Origin of the sequence: Mesobacillus subterraneus, from assembly GCF_003937825.1 — a bacterium.
In the GTDB taxonomy this organism is placed as follows: Bacteria; Bacillota; Bacilli; order Bacillales; family Cytobacillaceae; genus Mesobacillus; species Mesobacillus subterraneus.
Genome location: NZ_RSFW01000007.1, coordinates 90,552 through 111,474 on the forward strand (window position 1 = coordinate 90,552; position 20,923 = coordinate 111,474).

A 20,923-nucleotide genomic window follows, 5' to 3' on the forward strand; every position below is an offset into this window, starting at 1 on the left:
GGGAGGAAGAGAAAATGCAACAACAATTGGATAAAAAGACCACCAGGCGTGTGTTGATTGCCAGCCTTGTTGGAAGTTCTATTGAATGGTTTGACTATTTCTTGTATGGAACGATGGCTGCACTTGTATTTAACCAATTATTCTTTGTCAACGAAGATCCAACAGTAGGCTTGCTTTTAGCGTATGCATCGTTTGCCCTTTCGTTTTTCATCCGGCCATTTGGAGGAATCATTTTTAGTCATATCGGAGATCGTATCGGCCGGAAAAAGACACTCGTTTTAACATTGAGCTTGATGGGTGCTGCGACATTCGCAATGGGGATTTTGCCTACATATCAAGCAATTGGTGTCGCTGCACCGATCATTTTGATTACACTTCGTCTGATCCAGGGACTTGGAATCGGCGGGGAATGGGGAGGAGCGCTGTTGCTTGCGACTGAGTATGCTCCGCCAGAACGCAGAGGATTCTTCGGTTCTATTCCGCAAATGGGTGTCACGATCGGAATGGTAATGGGTACACTCGCTCTTTGGATCATGAGCTTACTACCGGATCAGCAATTCATGACATGGGGCTGGCGTGTGCCGTTCATCTTTAGTGCATTGCTCGTGGTCTTTGGTTTATGGATCCGAAAAGGAATCGATGAGACACCAGAATTCAAGGAAGTTCAGAAAAGCGGCGAGATTCCAAAACTGCCAATCGTCGATACACTTCGTTATTACTGGAAAGAAGTGCTGATCACCATCGGAGCAAAAGTGGTTGAGACAGCTCCGTTCTATATTTTCAGTACGTTCATTGTTTCCTATGCCACAAGTTCACTGGGATTCAGCCGCTCTGCGGTGCTGGGTGCCGTCATGATTTCAACCGTTATTACAACCATCCTGATTCCAATCATGGGAAGTCTATCAGACCGCGTTGGCCGTAAGAAGATGTATACCGTCGGCACGTTGGCGATGATGGCTTTCGCTTTCCCGTATTTCTGGATGATTCATCAAGGCAGTGTGTTCATGCTGGTTCTGGCAACGATCATCGGCCTTGGGGTTATCTGGGCTCCGATTACCGCGGTACTTGGAACGATGTTCTCTGAAATCTTTGATGCGAAGGTTCGTTATACTGGCGTGTCACTAGGTTACCAAATCGGTGCCGCAGTCGCTGGCGGAACAGCACCGCTCGTTGCCACTGCGCTGCTCGCATCATTCGATAATTCCTACGTCCCAGTTGCCCTCTACATCATGTTTACTGCTCTGGTATCACTGGTTGCCATTTGGGCAGTGAAGAGCCGCGTTGAACCAACTGTGATCACTGGTAAAATGAGCTCGGCCAAATAATTTGGCCGAGTTTTTTCAAGAGATAAGAAAGTATAAATTTCACTTCGAGAAATGTCCAGCTCCAGCGCCTAGCCCCTCGAGTCGCTTCGGTCCGCCCAATGAAGTCAAAGAACGACTTCACCGGTCGGCCCTCCAGCGCCTAGCCCCTCGAGTCGCTTCGGTCCGCCCAATGAAGTCAAAGAACGACTTCACCGGTCGGCCCTCCAGCGCTTGTCGGGGCTGACCAAGGCGCTTGCGCTTTTCTGATAAAAGGAGAGATTCTATATGCTTATATTGAACGAACAACTAATCCAATCCATCTATAAAATCGAAGATGCCATTCGCGATGTCGAAAACATGTTGGTAGCCATTCATGAAGGACGTGTTGAAAATCCTCATCGGACGGTACTGAATGTCCCGGAACGCAACGGATCGGTTCTCTATATGCCAAGTTCGGATGGAACATCAATGGCAGCTACCAAAATTGTCTCGATTTTTCCTGATAACAGCTCAGCTAATCTTCCAACCACACAAGGAGCCATTTTACTCACAGAACTAAAAACAGGAAAACATATAAGCCTACTGTCCGCTTCCTACCTGACACGATTAAGAACCGGCGCATTAAGTGCCATCTCAGCCCGCCATCTCGCCAGGCCCGACAGCCAAGTGCTGACCGTTATTGGCACAGGAGGAATGGCATTTGAGCAAGTACTTGGGATCGTGAACGTGCTACCGATTCAAGAAATCTATTTAATTAACCGTACGGTTGAAAAGACATATGCATTCAGCGAAAAGCTCAAAGAGGCGGGGATTACTGCTAAAATACATACCGGCGTCGACCGGAACGAAGCCGTCGCCCAGTCCGACGTCATCTGCTGCGCAACACGGTCAACAGAAGAAGTATTTGATGCACATTATGTAAAAGCAGGGACCCATATCATCGGTGTAGGCAGTTATTTACCCGAAATGCGTGAGATTCCGCTAGGCGCCATTGAGAAGGCAGCATTGATTTATGCGGATGATTATGAGGGATTCAAAACGGAAGCTGGGGAATTTATTGATGCAGTGGACCGAGGGAAATGGTTATTTGATCAGCTTTCTGGGACATTGGCTGAACTTCATGTTGAGCCGGTTGAACGTGGGGGTGAGGATATTACTATTTTTAAATCGGTCGGGGCTGCTCATTTTGATTTGGCTGTGGCGAAGGGGGTTTTTGGGAAGGCTAGTCAAATCAATGAAGGGGAGGAGATTGTTTTGTAGGGTTCGTGGGACTGATTTTATGGAAAAAGCAAAGGGGGCAACTCTTTGCTTTTTGTTTTGCAAACATTGTTCTTAGGGTTTGGTATTTGATACTTTGCAATCAAAGATTCATTCTCTTCCAATGCTATCAAAAATTGTATATTTAAAATGAGCTTCATACTATTTTATTATCTTGTACATCATGAACTTAAACGCGAATAATTAGGGCTCTTCTCTATAAATATAACCTTATTCCTAATGATTGTAGAATAGGGTTTTTTGTTCAATAATCACTTTTACGGTAGATATACTTTTTCAAAACACTTTGTTAGAAAATTACAATATCTGTTATTATTTTAGTATGAGAAATAGATTTTGGGGGGATTCAAGATGATTGGGATAGAAAAATTAATAGTAAAAAATTATAGGAAATATAAAGAAGAGAAAATAACTCTAGATGATCAAATTACAGCCATCGCTGGTGCGAATAACGCAGGTAAAACTTCTTTAGTTGAACTAATGTCTACCATATTTACAAAAGAGAAAAGAGATTCATTGAAAATTGATGACATGCATATAAGGTCCCGATTAGAAGATGAAGCAAAATTAGAAAACCTTATAAAGGATGAATGTAAATCCAATGACGAAAAATTTAAAGACTTAAAAACAGTAAGTAAGAATCTAAATAAAATATCAATTGGTATTGTGATTAAATATGATGATGGAGACCAACTTGAAAAGTTTTCGTGTTATTTGGCAGATGTGGATATAACTAAGCGGAATTTTTATTTTTTAATTGAATATGAATATGCGTTAATAAAAGATAATGACATTATGGAAATAATAAAAGGAGAAGTTGATTATAGGGAAGTTTTCTCTAATTTGGTATCCAAAATTTATTATAGTGATGAGAATTTTGAGAATAAGGTGGAAATTAAAGATAAAAATGAATTTTATGGGTTATTTAACTACCATTGTGTTTACGCCATTAGAAAGTTAGCTGATAGGTCAGAGGAAAAACAAAACTTTTTAAGTAAACATCTACTTCAAACTGTGCAAAACAATAATAGTTGGAAAGACAATTTGAAAAGTCTTATTAAAAATATAAATAAGCTTTTAAATACTCAAGAGTTATCAAAAGAAATTGATACTATTACACTTCAACAAGTAAAGTCTACACTTGAAAGTTTTTCAAAAACAAATGGTGGAAATACAGGGAAATTAGGAATTGATTTTAGATTAGAAAACAAAGATATTGAAAAGGTTTTAATGGATTTTATTCACATATACTTTGAGCAAGATGAGGGTGTAAAGATAAAAGAGCAAAAACAGGGGCTTGGTTATAGTAATCTAATTTATCTATTATTAGAAGCGCAAATATTTAATGAAAAAATGGATGCTAAAAAAGTTAATTTACTAATATTTGAGGAACCAGAAGCTCACCTTCATCCTCAAATGGAAAATATTTTCATAAGATATATTAGTAAATTTAATATGATGGAAGTAGAAACATCAGATGTTGAAATGAAAGAAGTAGAAGTAGAAGAAGTAGAAGTAGAAGAAGTAGAAGTAGAAGTAGAAGTAGAAGAAGTAGTTGAGGAAACTGATATTAAAACAGCTGAAGCAGAAATAGCTAAAGCAACTGCAGAAGTTGCTATAGCTACAGCAGAAATTCTCGACAAGCCTAAATTAGAAATGAAGAAAGTCCCTTTTCAAATGTTGATTACTACTCATTCAAGCGAGATGACTAAAACTGTTGGTTTAAATAACATACGTGTTTTAAGATCTAATGGCCATACAGAATCTAAAGTATATGATCTTAATAATTTTATTAATTTACCTGATGTAGACAAAAAGTTTTACGATAAATTTTTCCAATTTAGTATGGTTGATATGGTCTTTGCTGATAAATTAATTTTATTTGAAGGTGACGCAGAAAGGTTATTATTTAAATACCTAATTTCGAGTCTCAAGAAATATGAAAATCTCTCCTCACAATATATATCATATATCCAGGTCGGAGGAGCTTATGCTCATAAGTACATAGACATAATTAATTTTCTAGAAATAAAAACGTTAATATTTACAGATATAGATTATGAATATAAAAAAGATGATATTGAGAAAGATGCGAGTTTAATATTGAAAGAAATTGAAGGTCGAAAGACAACTAATGAAACTATCAAAAAAATATTAGAGGAATCTGTTATTTCTAAAATCTTTAAAAAATCAAAGGAGAAGCAAGGTATATTCTTAAGTAATAATAAAATATGTCTAAAATTCCAAACGGATATAGATGGATACGCACGGACTTTAGAAGATGCACTCTTATATAAACTTTTGAATTTTGAAACAGTTTTTTCGAAAATCAGCAAAACTGACTTCGAAAAAATAATAACGGAAAAGCAATTGTTATTGGCTAATACAAGTAAGAGTGAGACTTCATTAAGAGACAGAATAGATAAATTAAAAAATAAAACTGACTCTATGTACGCCTTGATTGAATCTGGAAATATTAACTACGCTATTCCTAATTATATTGAGGAGGGGTTAGATTGGCTGAAGGATTAATAATTTCTGAGCAGTATACCATTGTTAATGCCCCTGCTGGTAGCGGGAAAACTACTGCTTTATCTAAAAGCATAAATGATCTCATGCTAACTGCTAATAACAGTATATTGTGTATTACATATACTAATAGAGCTGCAGAACAGTTAAAAGAAAAAATAATTAATGAATCAGTACAAATAGGAACAATTCACTCGTTCATTGGGAGTTTCATGAGGGCCTTTTTTAAATTAAGGCCTATAGTTAATTACTTTTATGAGTTTTTTGATGAAAATATAACGAAAATTCTTGATAGTAAAAGTGAAGGGGAAATAGCGAAACTGAATAAGTATAAAGAAAGGTATGGCTTAAAAGAGGATTATATATTAACAAAACAAACGCTTATAGAGAATACAGTATGTCTGGAATATGGAGAAACTCAATTTACTTCTTTTCTTTATGGGAGTTTATCCCACGATGATCTATTAATATTCTCAAAGGCTGTATTGGAAAAGTTCCCTAAATTAAATAAAACAATTTCACAAAGATTTTCACATATTTTTATTGATGAATATCAAGATACGAATTCGGAAATATTGGAGTTGTTTTATAATGCATGCTTAAATTCTGATACAAAGTTAGTTTTATTAGGAGATGAAATGCAACAAATATATAAAGATCGTGTTGAAGATTTTCAAGAAGTGATTAATCGCCATTTCGTTAGAGATAACTCATTAAATAATAATTGGCGTTCCCAAGGCAATATAGTTAAACTGTTAAACAATTTATACTGCGATCCCTCATATAAACAACATCCTCAAATATCTGCGGAAGAGAAGCCTAGACTTCTTATTGTAGATGACTTTAGTGAAATGGAGATATCCAGTGAGGTGTTGCAGCTAGTCTTGTACAATAGCGACTTATTTAAAGCATTAAAAGCATATAATTTGTTTAATGCTTATAACGAAAAATATAAAGTTTTTGATAAATATAATACTAAAGAAATTTTGCTAAACTTAACAGTAGATAGTCCAGATGATTTAATAACACTACTGGTTTTTATTGTAGAAATCAGTGATTTATTTGATAATAAACAATTCGCACAATTAATACAGAAAGTAACGAGTTTTAAATTTGCTAATAAGGAAATATGGAATATAAAAAGTCACTCGGACAAAACAAAAGTAGCATTTTATATAAATGAAATAAGTCAACAAGTAAAAAAAGATATTACAATTGAGGAATTATTAAATTTCTTAAGAGACAATGAAATAGTTGATACTTATTATATAGATATGGTTATTGGGCATATCGAAGAAGAAAGTAACTTTAAAAATAAAATTTATGAAGTAAAATTAAATGAATTTATAAATTGTTACAGGGAAATGAAAAATCCTAAATTCTCTACTCAACACGCAGTCAAGGGTGAAGGCTATGACCATGTTGCGTTAAAGGTTTCTGATGGTAATTCTAGTCCCAATGTTAAAATGTATCTATATTTAGAATTGCTTTCAAAAGGGTTATTTAACTATGAAGATTTTTCAAACATGAATAAAGAAATAAGAACTTCTAATAAGAGCTTTAATAAATCTATAGGTAAAAAGATTTCACAATTTAAAGCTTCTGATTATAAACAATATGAAGATGAATGTACAGATTTCATAGATAATATAAAAAGGAATATTATAGTTAATAAGCGATTTTATGAAGAGTTTTTTGCTGGTGAATTTTCAAAGTTTGAAGATAAGCCTAATGTAACAAATTTTAAAAATTGTATAAAGGCTGCTAATAGAATCGATGGAATGTTACTAGCATATAAATTACTTTATGTAGGTTGTTCTCGAGCCAAAAAAAATCTAGATGTTTATGTTAAAAGTAGTAGCATAATTCACTTTAGAAGAGAATTTATTTCTTCTATGGAAGAGCACAATTTTGAAGTAGTATGTTCCGTAGGTTAACTTTAGTGTGGAAGCACAGGGCTAAAACCCTGTGCTCTTTTCATTTATAAAACTAAAAAATAGAGAGGAGTAGATTTAGCTAAAACAATTTTAGAGTAAAATTCTAAGAATTTTTTTCCTTTAACTCAAAGTGTCTATAATACTAACCAAATCTAAAAAATGCTAAAATCTAAATATAAATACTGTAAACTATTGGGGTAAGCAACAAATGGACAAAATCCGTCAAACAATAATAAACTTCCTCGACGAACGAAACTGGAAACCATACCACAATGAAAAAGACTTGGCTATATCCATTTCTCTCGAAGCCAATGAACTACTATAAAACTTTCAATGGAAATCCAGTGAGGAATCGGTAAGGGATTCTAAGCAGAACATAAAAGAGGAAATGGCTGATATATTAATTTACCTTGTTCAGTTAGCGGACAAAATGGATATAGATCTAGAAGAGGAAGTTTTGGAGAAGATGAAGAAGAATGCGCTTAAGTATCCCGTCAGAAAGAAACGTGGGGACGGTTCTTCTGTTTCAGTAAATTGCTTATTTTTACATTTTATGAAACGCCTGTTTTTCCTGTCGAAAATTAATAGTTTCAATTTCCTTCCAATAGAACAATTGTTTGTGCTACGATTGTCTTAGGGAGGTGATAACTATGAATGGACAATTGACATACCAAGACTACAAAGAATTTTTTACTAAAATGAAGTATGCTAATCATTTCAGTGACTACCATGAACAAGTAAGGATGATGAAGAATTTCGATAGATTAGTTGACTCTATGGAAATTGTTGAATTTTATCCTAAGAATAGCTTTATAAGAGAAGCTTTAACCAGTCTTTATGTTTTTACTGAAAAGAAATTAGTAAAGATTAGCGAGTATGACAAAAGGGTTAAGTTTGATGTATTTAATTATAATGACATACAAACTCTAAACCTTGAAACTCAAGATTACTATGGTAGTGGTAGGAGTGCTTTGAATATCCAGTTTTCAAACGGTGAACAAGTGTATCTTAATAGTAATGAGGATACAGATGACGATTGGGAAGATACGTTTGAAGACAAGATAGTGAAGATATTCAATTTCTTGTTAACAAAATAAGTTGTAATTGGGGCATCTATTAATATAGGTGTCTTTTTTATTTAAGGGAGAGATGGAAATGAAAGTATTAGATGATGAAACGAGGGGACGGTTCTTCTGTTTCAGTAAATTGCATATTTTAACAATTTATAAACGGTCGGAACCTTCCCTGTGATTTCTTAGGGGACATTTAACAGGTTTTCATATCACATTCTGGAATTTGAGTATTTTAAGATAGGATGTTATTTTGTCTGCTTAGTTCTTTTTAGCGGTTAAATTCTTCTGGGTATGCTTGTTTGTAAAGTAGGATCATCGCCTTTTTGGCTGCATGCTTTTTGCTTCTTGGGTGTGTGCCTGTGGCGGTGATGTCTCTGTATGGTGGTTGTTCGTCGCAAATATTTACGGTGATTAGATATTCGTTTGGATATTGGATTATTTCCATTTCTATTTCATCGCCATATTCATTTTTAAATTGGGTCACATCCCAGGAGAGGTAGTAGTCTACTTTCATAATATTAACCTTTTATTCCTTCTCATCTTCTATGGTTTCAATCTCTATGATTTTGCGGATGTCTGTGATGTTAAGTGCTTCGCTTATTCGTTTGATGTGATCAAAGTGAATGCTTTTTCTTTTATTGTTAGCCAGTTCGCTTAGTGTAGCATGACGAATGTCTGCTAATCGGGATAGCTCTCGTAATGAGATGCCATAATCATTTAGCAGTTTTTTTATATTGATATTCACCTGTTTCTCTGCCATAGCTTACACCTATTCCTATTAACTATAAGGCAAAGCTATCATCTTTAGGTGCGCGAAGTGGTACGTTGTTAAGTACCATTTTGTTTGTTTTTAAAAGAAATTTTGCGGTTAGGGAATAGATGCTGTTTTAATTTTATTTGGAGATGCTGTCTTTCTGATTGAGAGGGAAATACGGGACATTGGTTGGGTCTCAAGTGATAAAAATTGATGTATCCAATATGCAAGGTAATAGAACGTTTCTCATGTCCCGGAAATTGCTACAAGCCTATAAGCTCAAATGGTTGAAACCCAAAGATAACGATAAGCAGTTCAAGCTGCTTATCGTTTTTTTTTTTTGCTCTAAAGTCTTCTATCTAACTGTTCACAAAACTGCCACAATCGACCGCTTCCCACCCTGTCCTTTCCACCCTCTCATCCATATATAAAGGGTGAAAGGGTGGTGCATTAGCATGACAATTAAATCGGCGGTTATTGAAAGTTTTGCGGAGTATTCACAGTTTGGTTCGTTGAAGGAGTTTAACAATCATTTTGAGATGTGGATGGCGGATAAGAAGCGTTATTTCAGTAAGGGTGAGTTGATTGGTTTGAAGCGGCTGGCTCGTTTTGCTGCGAAGGTTCCTGGGGTGGCCAATGCCAAGATTGGGACGGTCCTGAAGGCGATTTATGAGGAGTATGGGGAGATGGGGGTTTCCCGTTCTACTTTTAAGAGGATGATTCTGAAGGCTAGTGAAATTGGTATTTTTACTGTATATGAAACGGCGCGCAAGAACGGCTCACAGTCTAGCAACCTGTATGTATTCAATCGTTTCCCGATGAATGAACTACCGGATGGCGATCAATTGAGCCACCAATATAAAACTATCATTCCTTCTGAAACTAACAATAAAAAGAATAATAAACGTGAAGAAAAGGCTGCTGAAGAACAATCATCCGAAATCACAGAGGTAAAACCCGTTGCTGAACAAGCGCCGGAAGATCATCTTTTTGTCAGCGACCGGGTTCCAAGTGATTTCGTTAATCTAGTAAAATACTTCTACCCAACCGCAAAATCGATCGAGGAATTCTGGCGGATGAGCATGGTCGCTGCGTACCGTAACAACTATGAAAAAGACAAGGATCTCCTGTTATCTGTGTCCCTTGACTCGTTCAAGCAACTCGTCCGGAAGCTGAAGTCGAAGGTGGAAGTGAAGAACCCCATTGCTTATTTTACCGGGATCTTGAATAAGAAGTTCCAGGAGCGTTATTTTGAGGAGCTTTATGATATGCAGGATTGTTGAATTAAGCCAAAAAGTTTTTTCGAGAGGCATAGGAGTTTCCAATGTGTCGTGAATTGTGAAAATATGTAACTAATTAAGACAGTGGAATCGTCCCTCGATCTCAAACTTAGGAACAAAACTCCACTTTTACTCTTATACTACAAAATTTTGAAAATATTTACTTTTATCATTGAATGAAGTAGTCTAAATGTAACTTATGATAGAATTAATAAATTTTATTTTAAGTGTTATATGTAAATAAGAAAGGGAAGAAAAAATGAAATTTGAAGCAATGAGTGACAACATACGTGGTTTATTTACAGCTACTAGAACATATAAGATTCCAAGATTTCAACGTGATTTTTCTTGGGATCAAAATAATTATAACGAATTTTTAAATGATATCTTATCTCAAATATCATTTAATCCTGAATCTGCTAAATTTGAAACATCACAATATTTTTTAGGTAATATGTTATTTTTAGGAGAGAAAGAAAAAGACGTAGTTGAAGTTGTAGATGGTCAACAAAGATTAACTACAGCTACAATATTGTTGGCAGCATTAAGGAATTCATTGTATGACGTCAAGGACACGGAAGTGTATAGTACTGGGCAAATAGCGGCAGCGCGTGACTACGCTGATACTATACAAAATGAGTATTTAATAAAAAAAATTGATGGCACTCCACAAAGGAAAGTACAAACTACTTCTAGTTATCCTTATTTTACGCAAACTATACAAGATTATCATACTAAAAATGGTGATGTTGAGCCTGCTACAGAAGAAGAAGAGTTACTAAAAAAGACATTTGATTTCTTTTTAAAAGAATTAAAAGAAGACGCTTTGTTAAAAAAGTTTTCGACTATGTATAAATATCAGTTTAAATCTGTAAATTATGTTGAAGCTTTAAAAGCGCTAAGAGATCAATTATTAAAATCCGAAATAATTGATGTGTTTGTTTCAGAAAAGGAACAAGCTAATAAAATATTTGAAAATATAAATTCTAAGGGTAAGCCTCTTTCACAAGTGGATTTAATAAAAAACTCTATTTTTAGCAGAATTAGTATTTCTAATGGTGGAGTCGATGAAATATCAATTACTTGGAATGATTTTAAGAAACAAATTGTAGATTTAGATACTACTTTCAATGAATTTTTCCTACATTATTGGAAGGCTGTATATCCACAAGATAGTGCCAATGGAAATAATTTATATAAAAAGTTTCTTAAAAGATTTGGTGCAAGTACAGATAATGAACTTGAAGATTTTGTAAAAGAGCTGAAACAGGGGCTTGAGTTTTATAAAACAATAGTATCACCAGATAGAAATCAATTTACTAGAAAAGAGTTAAAAGCAGAGTTAGAATATCTCGTAGCGATTAATAGATTTAAAGGCGTACAGGTACGCCCAGTTTTACTGTCTTTATATATCACTAATGCAAAACTAGGTAAAAAGAAATTACCTCAAAAGGAAAAAACCTTATTCTTACAATTTTTAAGTAATTTCCATTTTGCAGCATTTGGAACAGACTTAAAAGTAAGATCTAATAAAGCGACAATTCCGTATAAAAACTTTTCTCAAAGGGTTTCTAATGCTAAGACAAAAAGTGAAATTAAAGTAGCTATTTTGGAATTGAGAAAAGAGTTATTAAAGCTTATTACAAAAGAAAATTTCATTAAAGTTTTTGAATGTTTAGAGTTCTCTAAAGAAAAAGCAAGAAGCGGTTTAGAAGCCTTTCCTGCTTCCTATGCTATTAAGCAAATAGCTAATTTTACGGATAATAGAACATTTGATGATGATGAATATTCTATAGAGCATATATTGGATGAATCGTTAGGTAATACTAAAAATATTGGTAATCTAATAGTACTTGAAGAAAAATATAATACAGCAGTAAATGAAGAAAAAAAACGAAACAAAGATATTTCATTTGAACAAAAGAAATTTATATATTTACAGAGTAGCTATACTATGGTTCAGACATTATGTGAAAAATATACAACGTTTACTAGAGAAGATATATCTAAGAGAGCTAATGTATTAGCATATTCATTTTGGGATGCATTCTTTAAGTAGAGGATTTCATGATAGACATAGGGAAGGTCCAGCATTTCATACCTAAGTCAAATGGATTTGCTAAGTTGTCAATTTAAACTGAGATTGAACTAATAATGGCAAATATAAGTTAGCAATTAAACACGTTGTATGGTTAAATACTCAAAATTCCAAAGAGAACGATAAGCAGTCACGCTGCTTATCGTATTTTTTTGCCCAAACTCTAAAAGTTCCTATCCGATTGTTCACAAAACCGTCACAATCCCTCCTATCCCACCCTGGCCTTTCCACCCTGTCATCCATATATAAAAGGTGAAAGGGTGGTGCATTAGCATGACAATTAAATCGGCAGTTGTTGAGAGTTTTGCGGAGTATTCACAGTTTAGTTCGTTGAAGGAGTTTAACAATCATTTTGAAATGTGGATGGCGGATAAGAAGCGTTTTTTTAGTAAGGGTGAGTTGATTGGGTTGAAGCGGCTGGCTCGTTTTGCTGCGAAGGTTCCTGGGGTGGCGAATGCCAAGATCGGGACGGTCCTGAAGGCTATTTATGGGGAGTATGGGGAGATGGGGATATCCCGTTCTACTTTTAAAAGAATGATCTTGAAGGCGAGTGATATTGGTATTTTCACTGTATATGAAACTGCACGCAAGAACGGCTCACAGTCTAGCAACCTGTATGTATTCAATCGTTTCCCGATGAATGAACTACCGGATGGCGATCAATTGAGCCACCAATATAAAACTATCATTCCTTCTGAAACAAACATAAAAAAGAAGAATAAACGTGAAGAAAAGGCTGTTGAAGAACAATCATCCGAAATCACTGGGGTAAAGCCCCTTGCTGAACAAGCACCGGAACAGCATCTTTTTGTCAGTGACCGGGTTCCGAGCGATTTCGTCAATCTTGTAAAATACTTTTTCCCAGCCGCAAAAACGATCGAAGAATTTTGGCGGATGAACAAGGTCGCTGCCTACAGTAACAACTATGAACAAGAAACAGATCTCGTGTTATCTGTATCCCTGGACTCCTTCAAGCAGCTCGTCCGGAAGCTGAAATCGAAGGTGGAAGTAAAGAATCCAGTGGCATATTTTACAGGAATCCTGAACAAGAAGTTTCAGGAGCGCTATTTTGAGGAGCTTTATGATTTGGTGGTTTATTGAACCCACCTAGTTTTTTGATTCTTTTTACCCATATAAATCCAAAAGGAATATTTGGATATTTGTGGAATTAAGGTATAACAGTTATGTCTAATTTTATGGGAGTGGTTATGAGTAGTTTGATGAGTGCTAGTTTTGATGATTTGCTTTCTGCGGCGATTGAGGAGACGTCTGGGCGTTTTCACTTTTATAAGGCGCTGTTGGAGCTTGAGCTAGTGGTGATTGGGACGGTTGGAGATGATGAAACGCTGAACTTGAAGTATATCGAGGAGAATGGGGAGCTTGTGCTGCCTGCTTTTACGAGCTGGGAGAAGTTCGATTCGATCATCAAGTCAGGGTATCCATATATAAAGATTTCAACGGATTTGCTTCTGGAGATGGCGGGAACGGAGATTCCATGGGTTTTGAATCCTTTTACCGGAATGAGTAAGAAGATCATTCGTGAAGAGCTTGAGACGATGAAGGATGGCAGGATTCTGCACTATTTTTTCGAACAGTTGAACGACGAAGAGAAGGAACGGATTCTGATTGAGCAGATGGAGGAACTTCCAGAAGAGGTTCTGCGGTCATGTCTCAAGGAGTTCCCGGTTGTAAAGAAAGCTTACCTGGTAAACGTGTATGATCCTTCGGCTGCTGGACCGCCTTTCCCGTTGATGGCAGTGGATGCGGATGCAGTGGAAGAGGGGCTGGTCCGAGAGCTGTTTGACGGGATAAACCAGCAGACAGAACGCCAGGTCGAAGTAATGATTCTTGATGAGACGTTCCCGCTGGCGAACGCCATTGTCGAACATGCGAGGCCGTTCTATTTTCGTGATTCAGTGGATGAATTAAGAAAGATGTTTGAGTAGGAGGTCGCCGAGTGTCGAAGATTGATGTGAAGGTAAAGAAGGTGAAGGCGGCAAACAAGGACCTGATCAGTCTGTCCTCCCGGGTGGAGGGTGTGGAGAACCGGATTTCGTCCATAAAGGGTCAGATCGATAGCCGGATCGCCAGCCGCAAGAACATAGGACGGAACTTGAATGAAGCAGCAGCCAAAGCGAGAGAAGCCGAAAAGAAACTGGGAAAACTGCATCAGTTCGTTGATGTATCGATGGATTTGTATGTGAAAGCCGATCAGAAGACGGATCGGTTGAAGGAACCAGGGAAGAAGTCGATCTGGGACAGCCTGAAATCTGCGTTCGGAACGGCAGCCGACGTTGTTGGCGGGTTCCGCAAAGGGTTGACCGAAGCCGTTATTTCAACCGTTGATGGGATTTGGAACGCTGTCACCCACCCGATTGAGACTGCGAAGGGAGTTGTCTATGCAGTAAGTCATCCAATGGAAACTGCCAAAAGCATCTGGAAGTCGATCTCCGACTCCTGGAAGAACGACGTCATAAACGGCGACGCCAAAAGCCGATCGCAGTGGTTTGGCCGTGCAGTAGGAGAAGTCGCCCTGGCGATCATCGGAACCAAAGGCGTCGACAAGGCCGTGAAGATGGCCAAAGGGGCTAAGGTTGTGAAGGAAGATGGGGGAATTAGGGTAGTTAAGCCGGAGACTTTGGAGAAAAAGGGCGGCGGAGTTTCCGTAGAGAAACGTGTGACTCCTGAGACGAGAGGCAGCGGAGTAGGGGTTGGAAAACGGGAGGTTCCTCAGAGGATAGACAGTAAAGAGGTAATTGGAGATAATGTTGTTAAGGAAACTGGTAAAAGTGAAAACATTAGTCCTTCAGAAATTGCTAGAAGTTGGCAAGGGCAGGGTGCCTATCCTGGTATTGATAAATATAGGGATATAACATTGAAAAAAGGAACCATAATCTACAGGGGAGAACCATATGGATCTGAATATTTCACTACAGGCCGTTCTATACAAAGGGCTAGGAATGATGCAACAGTCTTGTTTGAAGGGTTGCAAGTGCAAAGGCATCCCCAATTTGGTTATAGGCCCGGAATGACAGCATATGTTGTAGATGATGATATAGCTGCAGCATTTGGAATTACTAAGGCAAATCCGCAATACGGTCCTGGAAATTTGCCACAAATGTTTGTTCCGGATGCAAACGTATTAATCGAGCAGGGGATTCTTAAACCAATCCACTCACAACGTCTAACAAATTTTAAGTAATAATGGAGAGAAAAAGAATGATTGAGAAAATAACAGGTTCAATAATATTAGATAATGAAAATATAGTTTTAAGCTCAGGAATGTCTTATGAGACTTTTTTGAATACTCCTTTGTACAAGGGAGGAATTGTGGATAAAAATTACTCATTAAAAGATACACAAGAAATTAGTGGGAAAGGATTTCTGGTAACATTATTTTTTAATGAAGGAAAACTCAAGGAGGTACATTTATCAGAAGTAATTAATGGACTCTCTTGGGATAATTGGTCAGAAGATGTTGAGATGACAAAGAAAGAAAGTCATGACCAATGGTTGTCAACTATATTAGGAGAAGAACCTTATATTTATTCTTGGGGGCAAGTTGAGTCTGTCTTTGATAAGAAAGGTTGTGTTAGTTCGATTATTATTAGGTATTATTAATACTATTCTCTTAAAGCACTGGGACGGTTCTCGCGTATTAGTAGCACTAGCTACTTAAAACAGGAGAACTGTCCCTCTGTTTATTCACCTATAAAATAGGTGGTGAAATTGATAGATATGGCCTTCTGGTGGAAGATACACTTCTCCCGTTATTGATGGTAGGTAGGATTATTAAAGATTCTATCGACTTTTTCCTTAACTTTGAAGAGAAGATGTGATCAAAATGATCCGAACAGCTATTATTTCCAACAAAATCTAGCGTTTCCCGGGGATCTGGCTAAAAAGTTAATTCAGAGAGTTATGATTGCTGCAAATAATGGGGAGTTGTTGAAAATGGAGTTGGTTCCTTCGTTATTATCTATTTGGACGGGGGAAAAAGTGCCTGGAGATTATCATACAACCATTAATGCAAGCAATTATAAGGATTTTATTGATTTTATAGATGGACTTTCCCTTAAAAAATGGGAAAGAGGACAAAAATACTTTTACGGACATAGGCTTTAAATAATTTTTGTTTTTACAAGATTTTCGACTGGAGAAATAAAACAAAGGGTGGAACTATTGTTCCACCCTTATTACTTAACTATTTAGTTGCAAATCTCCATCTTTATCGTCAATTGCCTGCTTAGGATTAGGTCCATATTTATTTTCACCATTGACGCTATCAAAACATAGGAACACCAATAAAACGATTCCTCCGGCAATCGGGATTAAACTGATCAATTGCCACCATCCACTTCTCCCAGTATCATGAAGTCGTCTTGCAGTAACAGCTAAGGATGGAACGATAACAGCTAAATTATAGATGACAAGTAGATAACCAAATAATTCTACAAATTCACCCAAAAAACTTAAAGCAAACAAGATTATAGTATTAAACAATGCAAATATCCAGTACTCTTTTCTTCTAGCTCTGCCTGTAAAATCCGCATACTGCTTGAATGGTTTTAGATACCAATACATACAATTCCTCCTCAATTCAATTCCTATATGGTTATTATCGTAATTATTAAACATTTGTTTAATTTTGTAAAATAATTAGACTTGCTAAATTATGAATGATTTATTAAATCTTGTGATTGATATATGGACTTACACAACAAATGGATAACCTAAAAGGGAAAGCCTCTAGCGAAAGCCGATCATGTAGACCGATTTCTTTACTGGAGTCATATCAATTTTTTACATTCATAGAATCTTACCAATATAATTGGTATCATGGTAAAAAAAGCATGTAGAGGTATATAAATGTGTTAGTATTCTTAATTCATATTTTAATAAGTTTCATGGTGTTAGCAATAACATTGGTTCCAGCACAAATAGTAGAAATGAAGAGTAGTACCCTGAAAAACATCGTTGGCATATCTGGATTATTAGGGATTATTTTAGTAGGTACAGGTATTTTCATTGGAGTAGGGGAAGCCCTACATGCATATCTTTATATAACATTTACAATACAATTGATTGTTCTATGTCTTTTCTTTTTAATCTACCGTCTTTTCAAAAAGGTGGGGCATTCAAAATTTATTAATATCTGTTCAATTTGCTTAGTCATATTTAGTCATTTAACTTATGTTTACTACATTATCGCGAGTTTTTTGTATTAATACAAACATCTTTAGATTTTAAAAAATCCTGATGTGGAATCGTGTTAATGGCGGAATTTATCGTTCGTAAAATTACGACATTTATAGTTCAAATTTTTGTCCAAAAGGGGGAAGCCAAGGACACCAAGGGGACGGTTCTCGCGTTTTAATAGCCCTCGCTACTTAAAACAGTAGAACCGTCCCTCTGTTTTTGCTGCCCATTGACCTAATCAAGAGAAGCCACACTTCTTTGCGAAGTATGGCTTCCTTTCGTGAATTTTTTTATTAATGGCTTTCAAAGAACAATGAAAGCTGTTATCAAATTTTAAACTGTTTTATCAATGCAGCTAACTTGGTGCTGGATTCATTTAGCTCTATTGCAGATTGGGTGACTGAGCCTAACGCTCGTACCTGTTCATCAGTAGATGCACTTACCTGTTCAGATGAGGCTGCGGATTGTTCTGCAACGGATGCGATGCTTTGAATGGATGCCAGGACATCATCTTTTAGTTCATTGATATTGGCTACATCCGACTTTATTGTATCAATGGAATGTACAATATTATGAATGGTCTGTGAGATTTCATTAAAGGCAACTTCTGTATGGCTGACTGCTTCGTTTTGTAAATGAGAAATTTTTAGGGTTTGCTCCATTTCCTTCACGACAGTTTTGGTTTCGTTTTCAATAGAGGATATCGTGATCTTAACCTGCTGTGCCGCTTTTGCCGACTGCTCCGCCAGTTTTCGGACTTCCTCTGCCACAACGGCAAAACCTCTTCCACTGTCTCCAGCCCTTGCTGCCTCAATACTTGCATTTAAAGCAAGAAGATTGGTCTGTTCGGAAATTTCCGTTATGGAATGGATAACCTGTTCTATTTCTTGAACTTTTGAAGCCAGCTTGTTAATGACATTGCCTACATTCTTAATGACTCCATCACTTTCTCCGGTACTATGCCTAAGGGACTTCATTTGTTCAAGTCCTTGTTGATTTGTTCGCTCCGCTTGTCTCGATAGTCCTGTCATCTGATCCATGCTTTCCTGAACTTTTTCAATTTGAAGAGACAGGCTTACAGTACGATTATTTGCTTCATCAGAATCCTGAGCTTGCTGTGTAGCTCCTGCAGCCACCTCACCAATCGCTTTGGCAACTTCCTCGCTAGCAGCGATGGTTTCTTCAGCTACTGCCGTTAAATTCGAAGCAGAATCATTGACGCTTTCAACAGAATTATCTACAGATGAAATGAGTGTACGCATATTCTCAACCATCACATTGAAGTGTTCGGTAAGCTGGCCGGTTTCATCCTTAGAATTTGCCACTACATTAACGGTCAGGTCACCTTGAGCAACCTTCTGGACTTGGCTATTCAACAAAGTAATCGGATTGGCTATACTTCTTGCCAGGAAATAGGTAATGGCAAGACTAGCGAAAACTGTCAATGAAGCTATGATTAGAATCAAATTCCTTAGCTTTTGTGCACTTGCCAATAATTCGTTGGTTTCATACACCATTCCAATTTTCCAATTTGTCTGGTTCAGGGTTTGGTAAAATAGCTGTTTTTCTGTTTTACTTTCCTCGAATATAGTAAAACCAGCACCCTTTTCTGCCAAAACTGAGAAATATGGTTTCTCACTTAAATCCTTGCCCTGTTCTTTCGGATGGACCATGGCCATTCCATTACTGTCCAAAAGCAATGAGTATCCTTTATATCCTACTGCGGTCTTATTAATCATTTCTGACAAACCTGATAAGCTTAAATCTAATCCTACAACTCCCAGCACTTTCTTCGTTGCTGGATCAAAAACGGTTTTAACGACAGTAACCACGTATTCACCCGAACTGGCATCCAGGTATGGCTCTGTCCAAAGGGTTTTATCTGGTGATGTAAGAGCAGCTGTATACCATGGCCTTCCAGTAGGATCAAAGTCTGGCGGTAAATCAATAACCGGAGTCGTTTTGAATTGTTTTGTTTCAGCCCCGACGTAAATAACAGCTACGTTTTGATTGAGTCCCATGAAGTTCTCGAAATCACTACTTACAATAGGCCAGTATGATTCAATGCCTGTTTGTTCGTTTTGCTTCACTTCTTTTAAATATTCAACTATACGGTTATCTTTGCTGTATCGGTCGACTGTACTGCCGTAAAAGTTAAGATAAAGGTCAATGTTGCTCTTTAGATTGTCAATTTGAGATGTTGAGCTGGTATTTACATTAGATAGAATTTCTCTTTTCGTTTGAAAATACGTTAGTGCCGAGATTCCCATTAGCGTGATTGCAATTAGCACGCTCATTGTAAGCATAATCTTGGTTTGAATTTTCTTAAACATCCTTTTGCCCCCAGTCCCTTTTTCAAAAACAATTTCTTGTTTATTTATCGGTACAAAAGGAAGAGAATTTATAATTTAAATACTTGTAAAATAATACAGTACTTTCTAACTTATACTCTAATTAGGAATTTTCTAATTTTAAGTGTTTAATTGGATGTGAGATCTTTAATCTCTTTTTCTGACTCATGGAAACTTCTCCTTTAAATGTTTTCCTTGTTGATTTAAACTAATTTCATTAACCAAGTTGTAAGAAATGAAGTGATAAAATGAAACTTAAAATTCGGATTCCCTTTTTTATTGTAGGACTTATCGTTTTTAGTTACGGTATCGCTGTGGCGATCAAGGTTAAGTACTTAGGGGTCCATCCGTGGGATGTATTGAATATTGCACTTTATGATAAGTTTGGTTTATCAATCGGAACATGGAACGTGATTTTTGGTATCATGTTGGTTCTTGTAACGCTTTTAATTGATCGTACTTATGTTAATATTGGGACCTTTATTAATGCACTGATGGTTGGCACAATGGTTGACTTTTTTCTCTGGCTGGATTTTTTGCCCCAGGCTTTCACCCTCATGTTTGATGTTTTGGTACTGCTGCTTGGTATTGTGATCATGGGGATTGGAGGAGGAATGTATAATGCTGCTCGAATCGGATCAGGGCCAAGAGATGGATTTATGCTTGCGATTTCAGTTAAGCTTGGGTATTCAATCAGCAGAGTGCGAATGATCGTGGAGAGTATTGTGCTGGTGGTTGCCCTATTACTGGGCGGGCCGGTCTTTATTTTTACATTTATATATACATTCATCCAGAGTCCTATTTTCCAGGCTGCTTACAAGATGTGCACAAAATGGATTGAAAAGTTATCTGGTTCAATAGATAAAGAGGTAATTTCAATGTAATCACAGCCGTGCCTGGTTTTTCAAGAACTTCGAAAGGCTTACGAAAGACAGGGGACGGCTCTAAATGCGCGAAAAGAAGGCACAACGAGAGGTTTTTATCTCTGTTGTGCCTTTTGCTTTTTTGTGTTTTAGGTCTGACATCCTTTAAAGAATGAAGTCGCGGTCCTGGCCTGTAATTCAATGTCTCGTAAAATTCTTTGAGACAGTGGAACTATCTCCGGGGGGCGGGGGTGCTA

The 20,923-nt window shown here is 36.8% G+C and carries 16 protein-coding genes and 2 pseudogenes; 14 read left to right on the forward strand and 4 right to left on the reverse strand.

The window, feature by feature from the left end:
* Window positions 1–14 precede the first annotated feature (14 nt).
* From EJA10_RS05220 to EJA10_RS05245, 6 genes and pseudogenes are all read left to right on the forward strand, one after another.
* A complete protein-coding gene (locus EJA10_RS05220) occupies window positions 15–1,325 on the forward strand; it encodes an MFS transporter (protein ID WP_425462067.1) in 1,311 nt (436 codons plus the stop codon).
* 264 nt (window positions 1,326–1,589) lie between these two features.
* On the forward strand, window positions 1,590–2,564 hold the full coding sequence (locus EJA10_RS05225; RefSeq protein ID WP_125478957.1) for an ornithine cyclodeaminase family protein: 975 nt from the start codon (window positions 1,590–1,592) through the stop codon (window positions 2,562–2,564).
* A 369-nt stretch (window positions 2,565–2,933) separates the two neighbouring features.
* A complete protein-coding gene (locus EJA10_RS05230) occupies window positions 2,934–5,114 on the forward strand; it encodes an ATP-dependent nuclease (RefSeq protein WP_125478958.1) in 2,181 nt (726 codons plus the stop codon).
* On the forward strand, window positions 5,099–7,048 hold the full coding sequence (locus EJA10_RS05235) for a UvrD-helicase domain-containing protein (RefSeq protein ID WP_125478959.1): 1,950 nt from the start codon (window positions 5,099–5,101) through the stop codon (window positions 7,046–7,048). Before EJA10_RS05230 ends, EJA10_RS05235 begins: the two co-directional genes overlap by 16 nt.
* A gap of 208 nt (window positions 7,049–7,256) precedes the next feature.
* A pseudogene (locus tag EJA10_RS05240) lies at window positions 7,257–7,559 on the forward strand (nucleotide pyrophosphohydrolase); the annotation flags it as partial.
* A 139-nt stretch (window positions 7,560–7,698) separates the two neighbouring features.
* Window positions 7,699–8,145, forward strand: a complete 447-nt coding sequence (locus EJA10_RS05245; RefSeq protein WP_125478960.1) for a DUF3908 family protein — start codon at window positions 7,699–7,701, stop codon at window positions 8,143–8,145.
* 244 nt (window positions 8,146–8,389) lie between these two features.
* On the opposite strand, the gene EJA10_RS05250 is transcribed toward EJA10_RS05245, so the two are convergent.
* Together EJA10_RS05250 and EJA10_RS05255 are read right to left on the reverse strand one after the other, a co-directional pair.
* The gene (locus EJA10_RS05250) at window positions 8,390–8,635 is read right to left on the reverse strand and encodes a hypothetical protein (protein ID WP_125478961.1); all 246 of its coding nucleotides are present in this window, start codon (window positions 8,633–8,635) and stop codon (window positions 8,390–8,392) included.
* A 12-nt stretch (window positions 8,636–8,647) separates the two neighbouring features.
* Complete coding sequence (locus EJA10_RS05255) at window positions 8,648–8,881, reverse strand: helix-turn-helix domain-containing protein (RefSeq protein WP_125478962.1); 234 nt, start codon at window positions 8,879–8,881, stop codon at window positions 8,648–8,650.
* 449 nt (window positions 8,882–9,330) lie between these two features.
* Here EJA10_RS05255 and EJA10_RS05260 point away from each other — a divergent pair, with 449 nt between their 5' ends.
* The 7 genes and pseudogenes from EJA10_RS05260 to imm47 form a co-directional block, all read left to right on the forward strand.
* Window positions 9,331–10,158 carry a histone-like transcription factor family protein gene (locus tag EJA10_RS05260; protein WP_125478963.1) on the forward strand — a complete coding sequence of 276 codons (828 nt, stop codon included), beginning with the start codon at window positions 9,331–9,333 and terminating at the stop codon, window positions 10,156–10,158.
* 256 nt (window positions 10,159–10,414) lie between these two features.
* A complete protein-coding gene (locus EJA10_RS05265) occupies window positions 10,415–12,214 on the forward strand; it encodes a DUF262 domain-containing protein (RefSeq protein ID WP_125478964.1) in 1,800 nt (599 codons plus the stop codon).
* A 312-nt stretch (window positions 12,215–12,526) separates the two neighbouring features.
* On the forward strand, window positions 12,527–13,354 hold the full coding sequence (locus EJA10_RS05270) for a hypothetical protein (protein WP_125478965.1): 828 nt from the start codon (window positions 12,527–12,529) through the stop codon (window positions 13,352–13,354).
* Window positions 13,355–13,461: 107 nt separating this feature from the next.
* Window positions 13,462–14,199, forward strand: coding sequence for an enhanced serine sensitivity protein SseB C-terminal domain-containing protein (locus tag EJA10_RS05275; RefSeq protein WP_170169076.1), 738 nt, complete (start codon window positions 13,462–13,464; stop codon window positions 14,197–14,199).
* Between the two features lie 11 nt (window positions 14,200–14,210).
* The gene (locus EJA10_RS23650) at window positions 14,211–15,455 is read left to right on the forward strand and encodes a hypothetical protein (protein WP_211340533.1); all 1,245 of its coding nucleotides are present in this window, start codon (window positions 14,211–14,213) and stop codon (window positions 15,453–15,455) included.
* 17 nt (window positions 15,456–15,472) lie between these two features.
* Complete coding sequence (locus EJA10_RS05285; protein WP_125478967.1) at window positions 15,473–15,874, forward strand: hypothetical protein; 402 nt, start codon at window positions 15,473–15,475, stop codon at window positions 15,872–15,874.
* A 167-nt stretch (window positions 15,875–16,041) separates the two neighbouring features.
* Window positions 16,042–16,378, forward strand: a pseudogene (gene imm47 / locus EJA10_RS05290) (Imm47 family immunity protein); the annotation flags it as partial.
* A 75-nt stretch (window positions 16,379–16,453) separates the two neighbouring features.
* Here imm47 and EJA10_RS05295 read toward each other — a convergent pair.
* Window positions 16,454–16,837: a DUF805 domain-containing protein gene (locus EJA10_RS05295; RefSeq protein WP_125478968.1), complete on the reverse strand. Its 384-nt coding sequence runs from the start codon at window positions 16,835–16,837 to the stop codon at window positions 16,454–16,456.
* 941 nt (window positions 16,838–17,778) lie between these two features.
* Window positions 17,779–19,785 (reverse strand): methyl-accepting chemotaxis protein, encoded by a 2,007-nt coding sequence (locus tag EJA10_RS05300; RefSeq protein ID WP_125478969.1) that lies wholly within the window; start codon window positions 19,783–19,785, stop codon window positions 17,779–17,781.
* A 266-nt stretch (window positions 19,786–20,051) separates the two neighbouring features.
* On the opposite strand from EJA10_RS05300, the gene EJA10_RS05305 reads away from it, so the two are divergent.
* Window positions 20,052–20,687 (forward strand): YczE/YyaS/YitT family protein, encoded by a 636-nt coding sequence (locus tag EJA10_RS05305; RefSeq protein WP_125478970.1) that lies wholly within the window; start codon window positions 20,052–20,054, stop codon window positions 20,685–20,687.
* The last annotated feature ends 236 nt before the right edge of the window (window positions 20,688–20,923 follow it).

What these genes read in the sequence shown, in the direction of transcription:
- EJA10_RS05300 (WP_125478969.1), bottom strand. Translation starts at nt 19,785, where the DNA reads ATGTTTAAGAAAATTCAAACCAAGATTATGCTTACAATGAGCGTGCTA.
- EJA10_RS05250 (WP_125478961.1), bottom strand. Translation starts at nt 8,635, where the DNA reads ATGAAAGTAGACTACTACCTCTCCTGGGATGTGACCCAATTTAAAAAT.
- EJA10_RS05260 (WP_125478963.1), top strand. Translation starts at nt 9,331, where the DNA reads ATGACAATTAAATCGGCGGTTATTGAAAGTTTTGCGGAGTATTCACAG.
- EJA10_RS05270 (WP_125478965.1), top strand. Translation starts at nt 12,527, where the DNA reads ATGACAATTAAATCGGCAGTTGTTGAGAGTTTTGCGGAGTATTCACAG.
- EJA10_RS05225 (WP_125478957.1), top strand. Translation starts at nt 1,590, where the DNA reads ATGCTTATATTGAACGAACAACTAATCCAATCCATCTATAAAATCGAA.
- EJA10_RS05265 (WP_125478964.1), top strand. Translation starts at nt 10,415, where the DNA reads ATGAAATTTGAAGCAATGAGTGACAACATACGTGGTTTATTTACAGCT.
- EJA10_RS05285 (WP_125478967.1), top strand. Translation starts at nt 15,473, where the DNA reads ATGATTGAGAAAATAACAGGTTCAATAATATTAGATAATGAAAATATA.
- EJA10_RS05305 (WP_125478970.1), top strand. Translation starts at nt 20,052, where the DNA reads ATGAAACTTAAAATTCGGATTCCCTTTTTTATTGTAGGACTTATCGTT.
- EJA10_RS05220 (WP_425462067.1), top strand. Translation starts at nt 15, where the DNA reads ATGCAACAACAATTGGATAAAAAGACCACCAGGCGTGTGTTGATTGCC.
- EJA10_RS05245 (WP_125478960.1), top strand. Translation starts at nt 7,699, where the DNA reads ATGAATGGACAATTGACATACCAAGACTACAAAGAATTTTTTACTAAA.
- EJA10_RS05230 (WP_125478958.1), top strand. Translation starts at nt 2,934, where the DNA reads ATGATTGGGATAGAAAAATTAATAGTAAAAAATTATAGGAAATATAAA.
- EJA10_RS05255 (WP_125478962.1), bottom strand. Translation starts at nt 8,881, where the DNA reads ATGGCAGAGAAACAGGTGAATATCAATATAAAAAAACTGCTAAATGAT.
- EJA10_RS05275 (WP_170169076.1), top strand. Translation starts at nt 13,462, where the DNA reads ATGAGTAGTTTGATGAGTGCTAGTTTTGATGATTTGCTTTCTGCGGCG.
- EJA10_RS05295 (WP_125478968.1), bottom strand. Translation starts at nt 16,837, where the DNA reads ATGTATTGGTATCTAAAACCATTCAAGCAGTATGCGGATTTTACAGGC.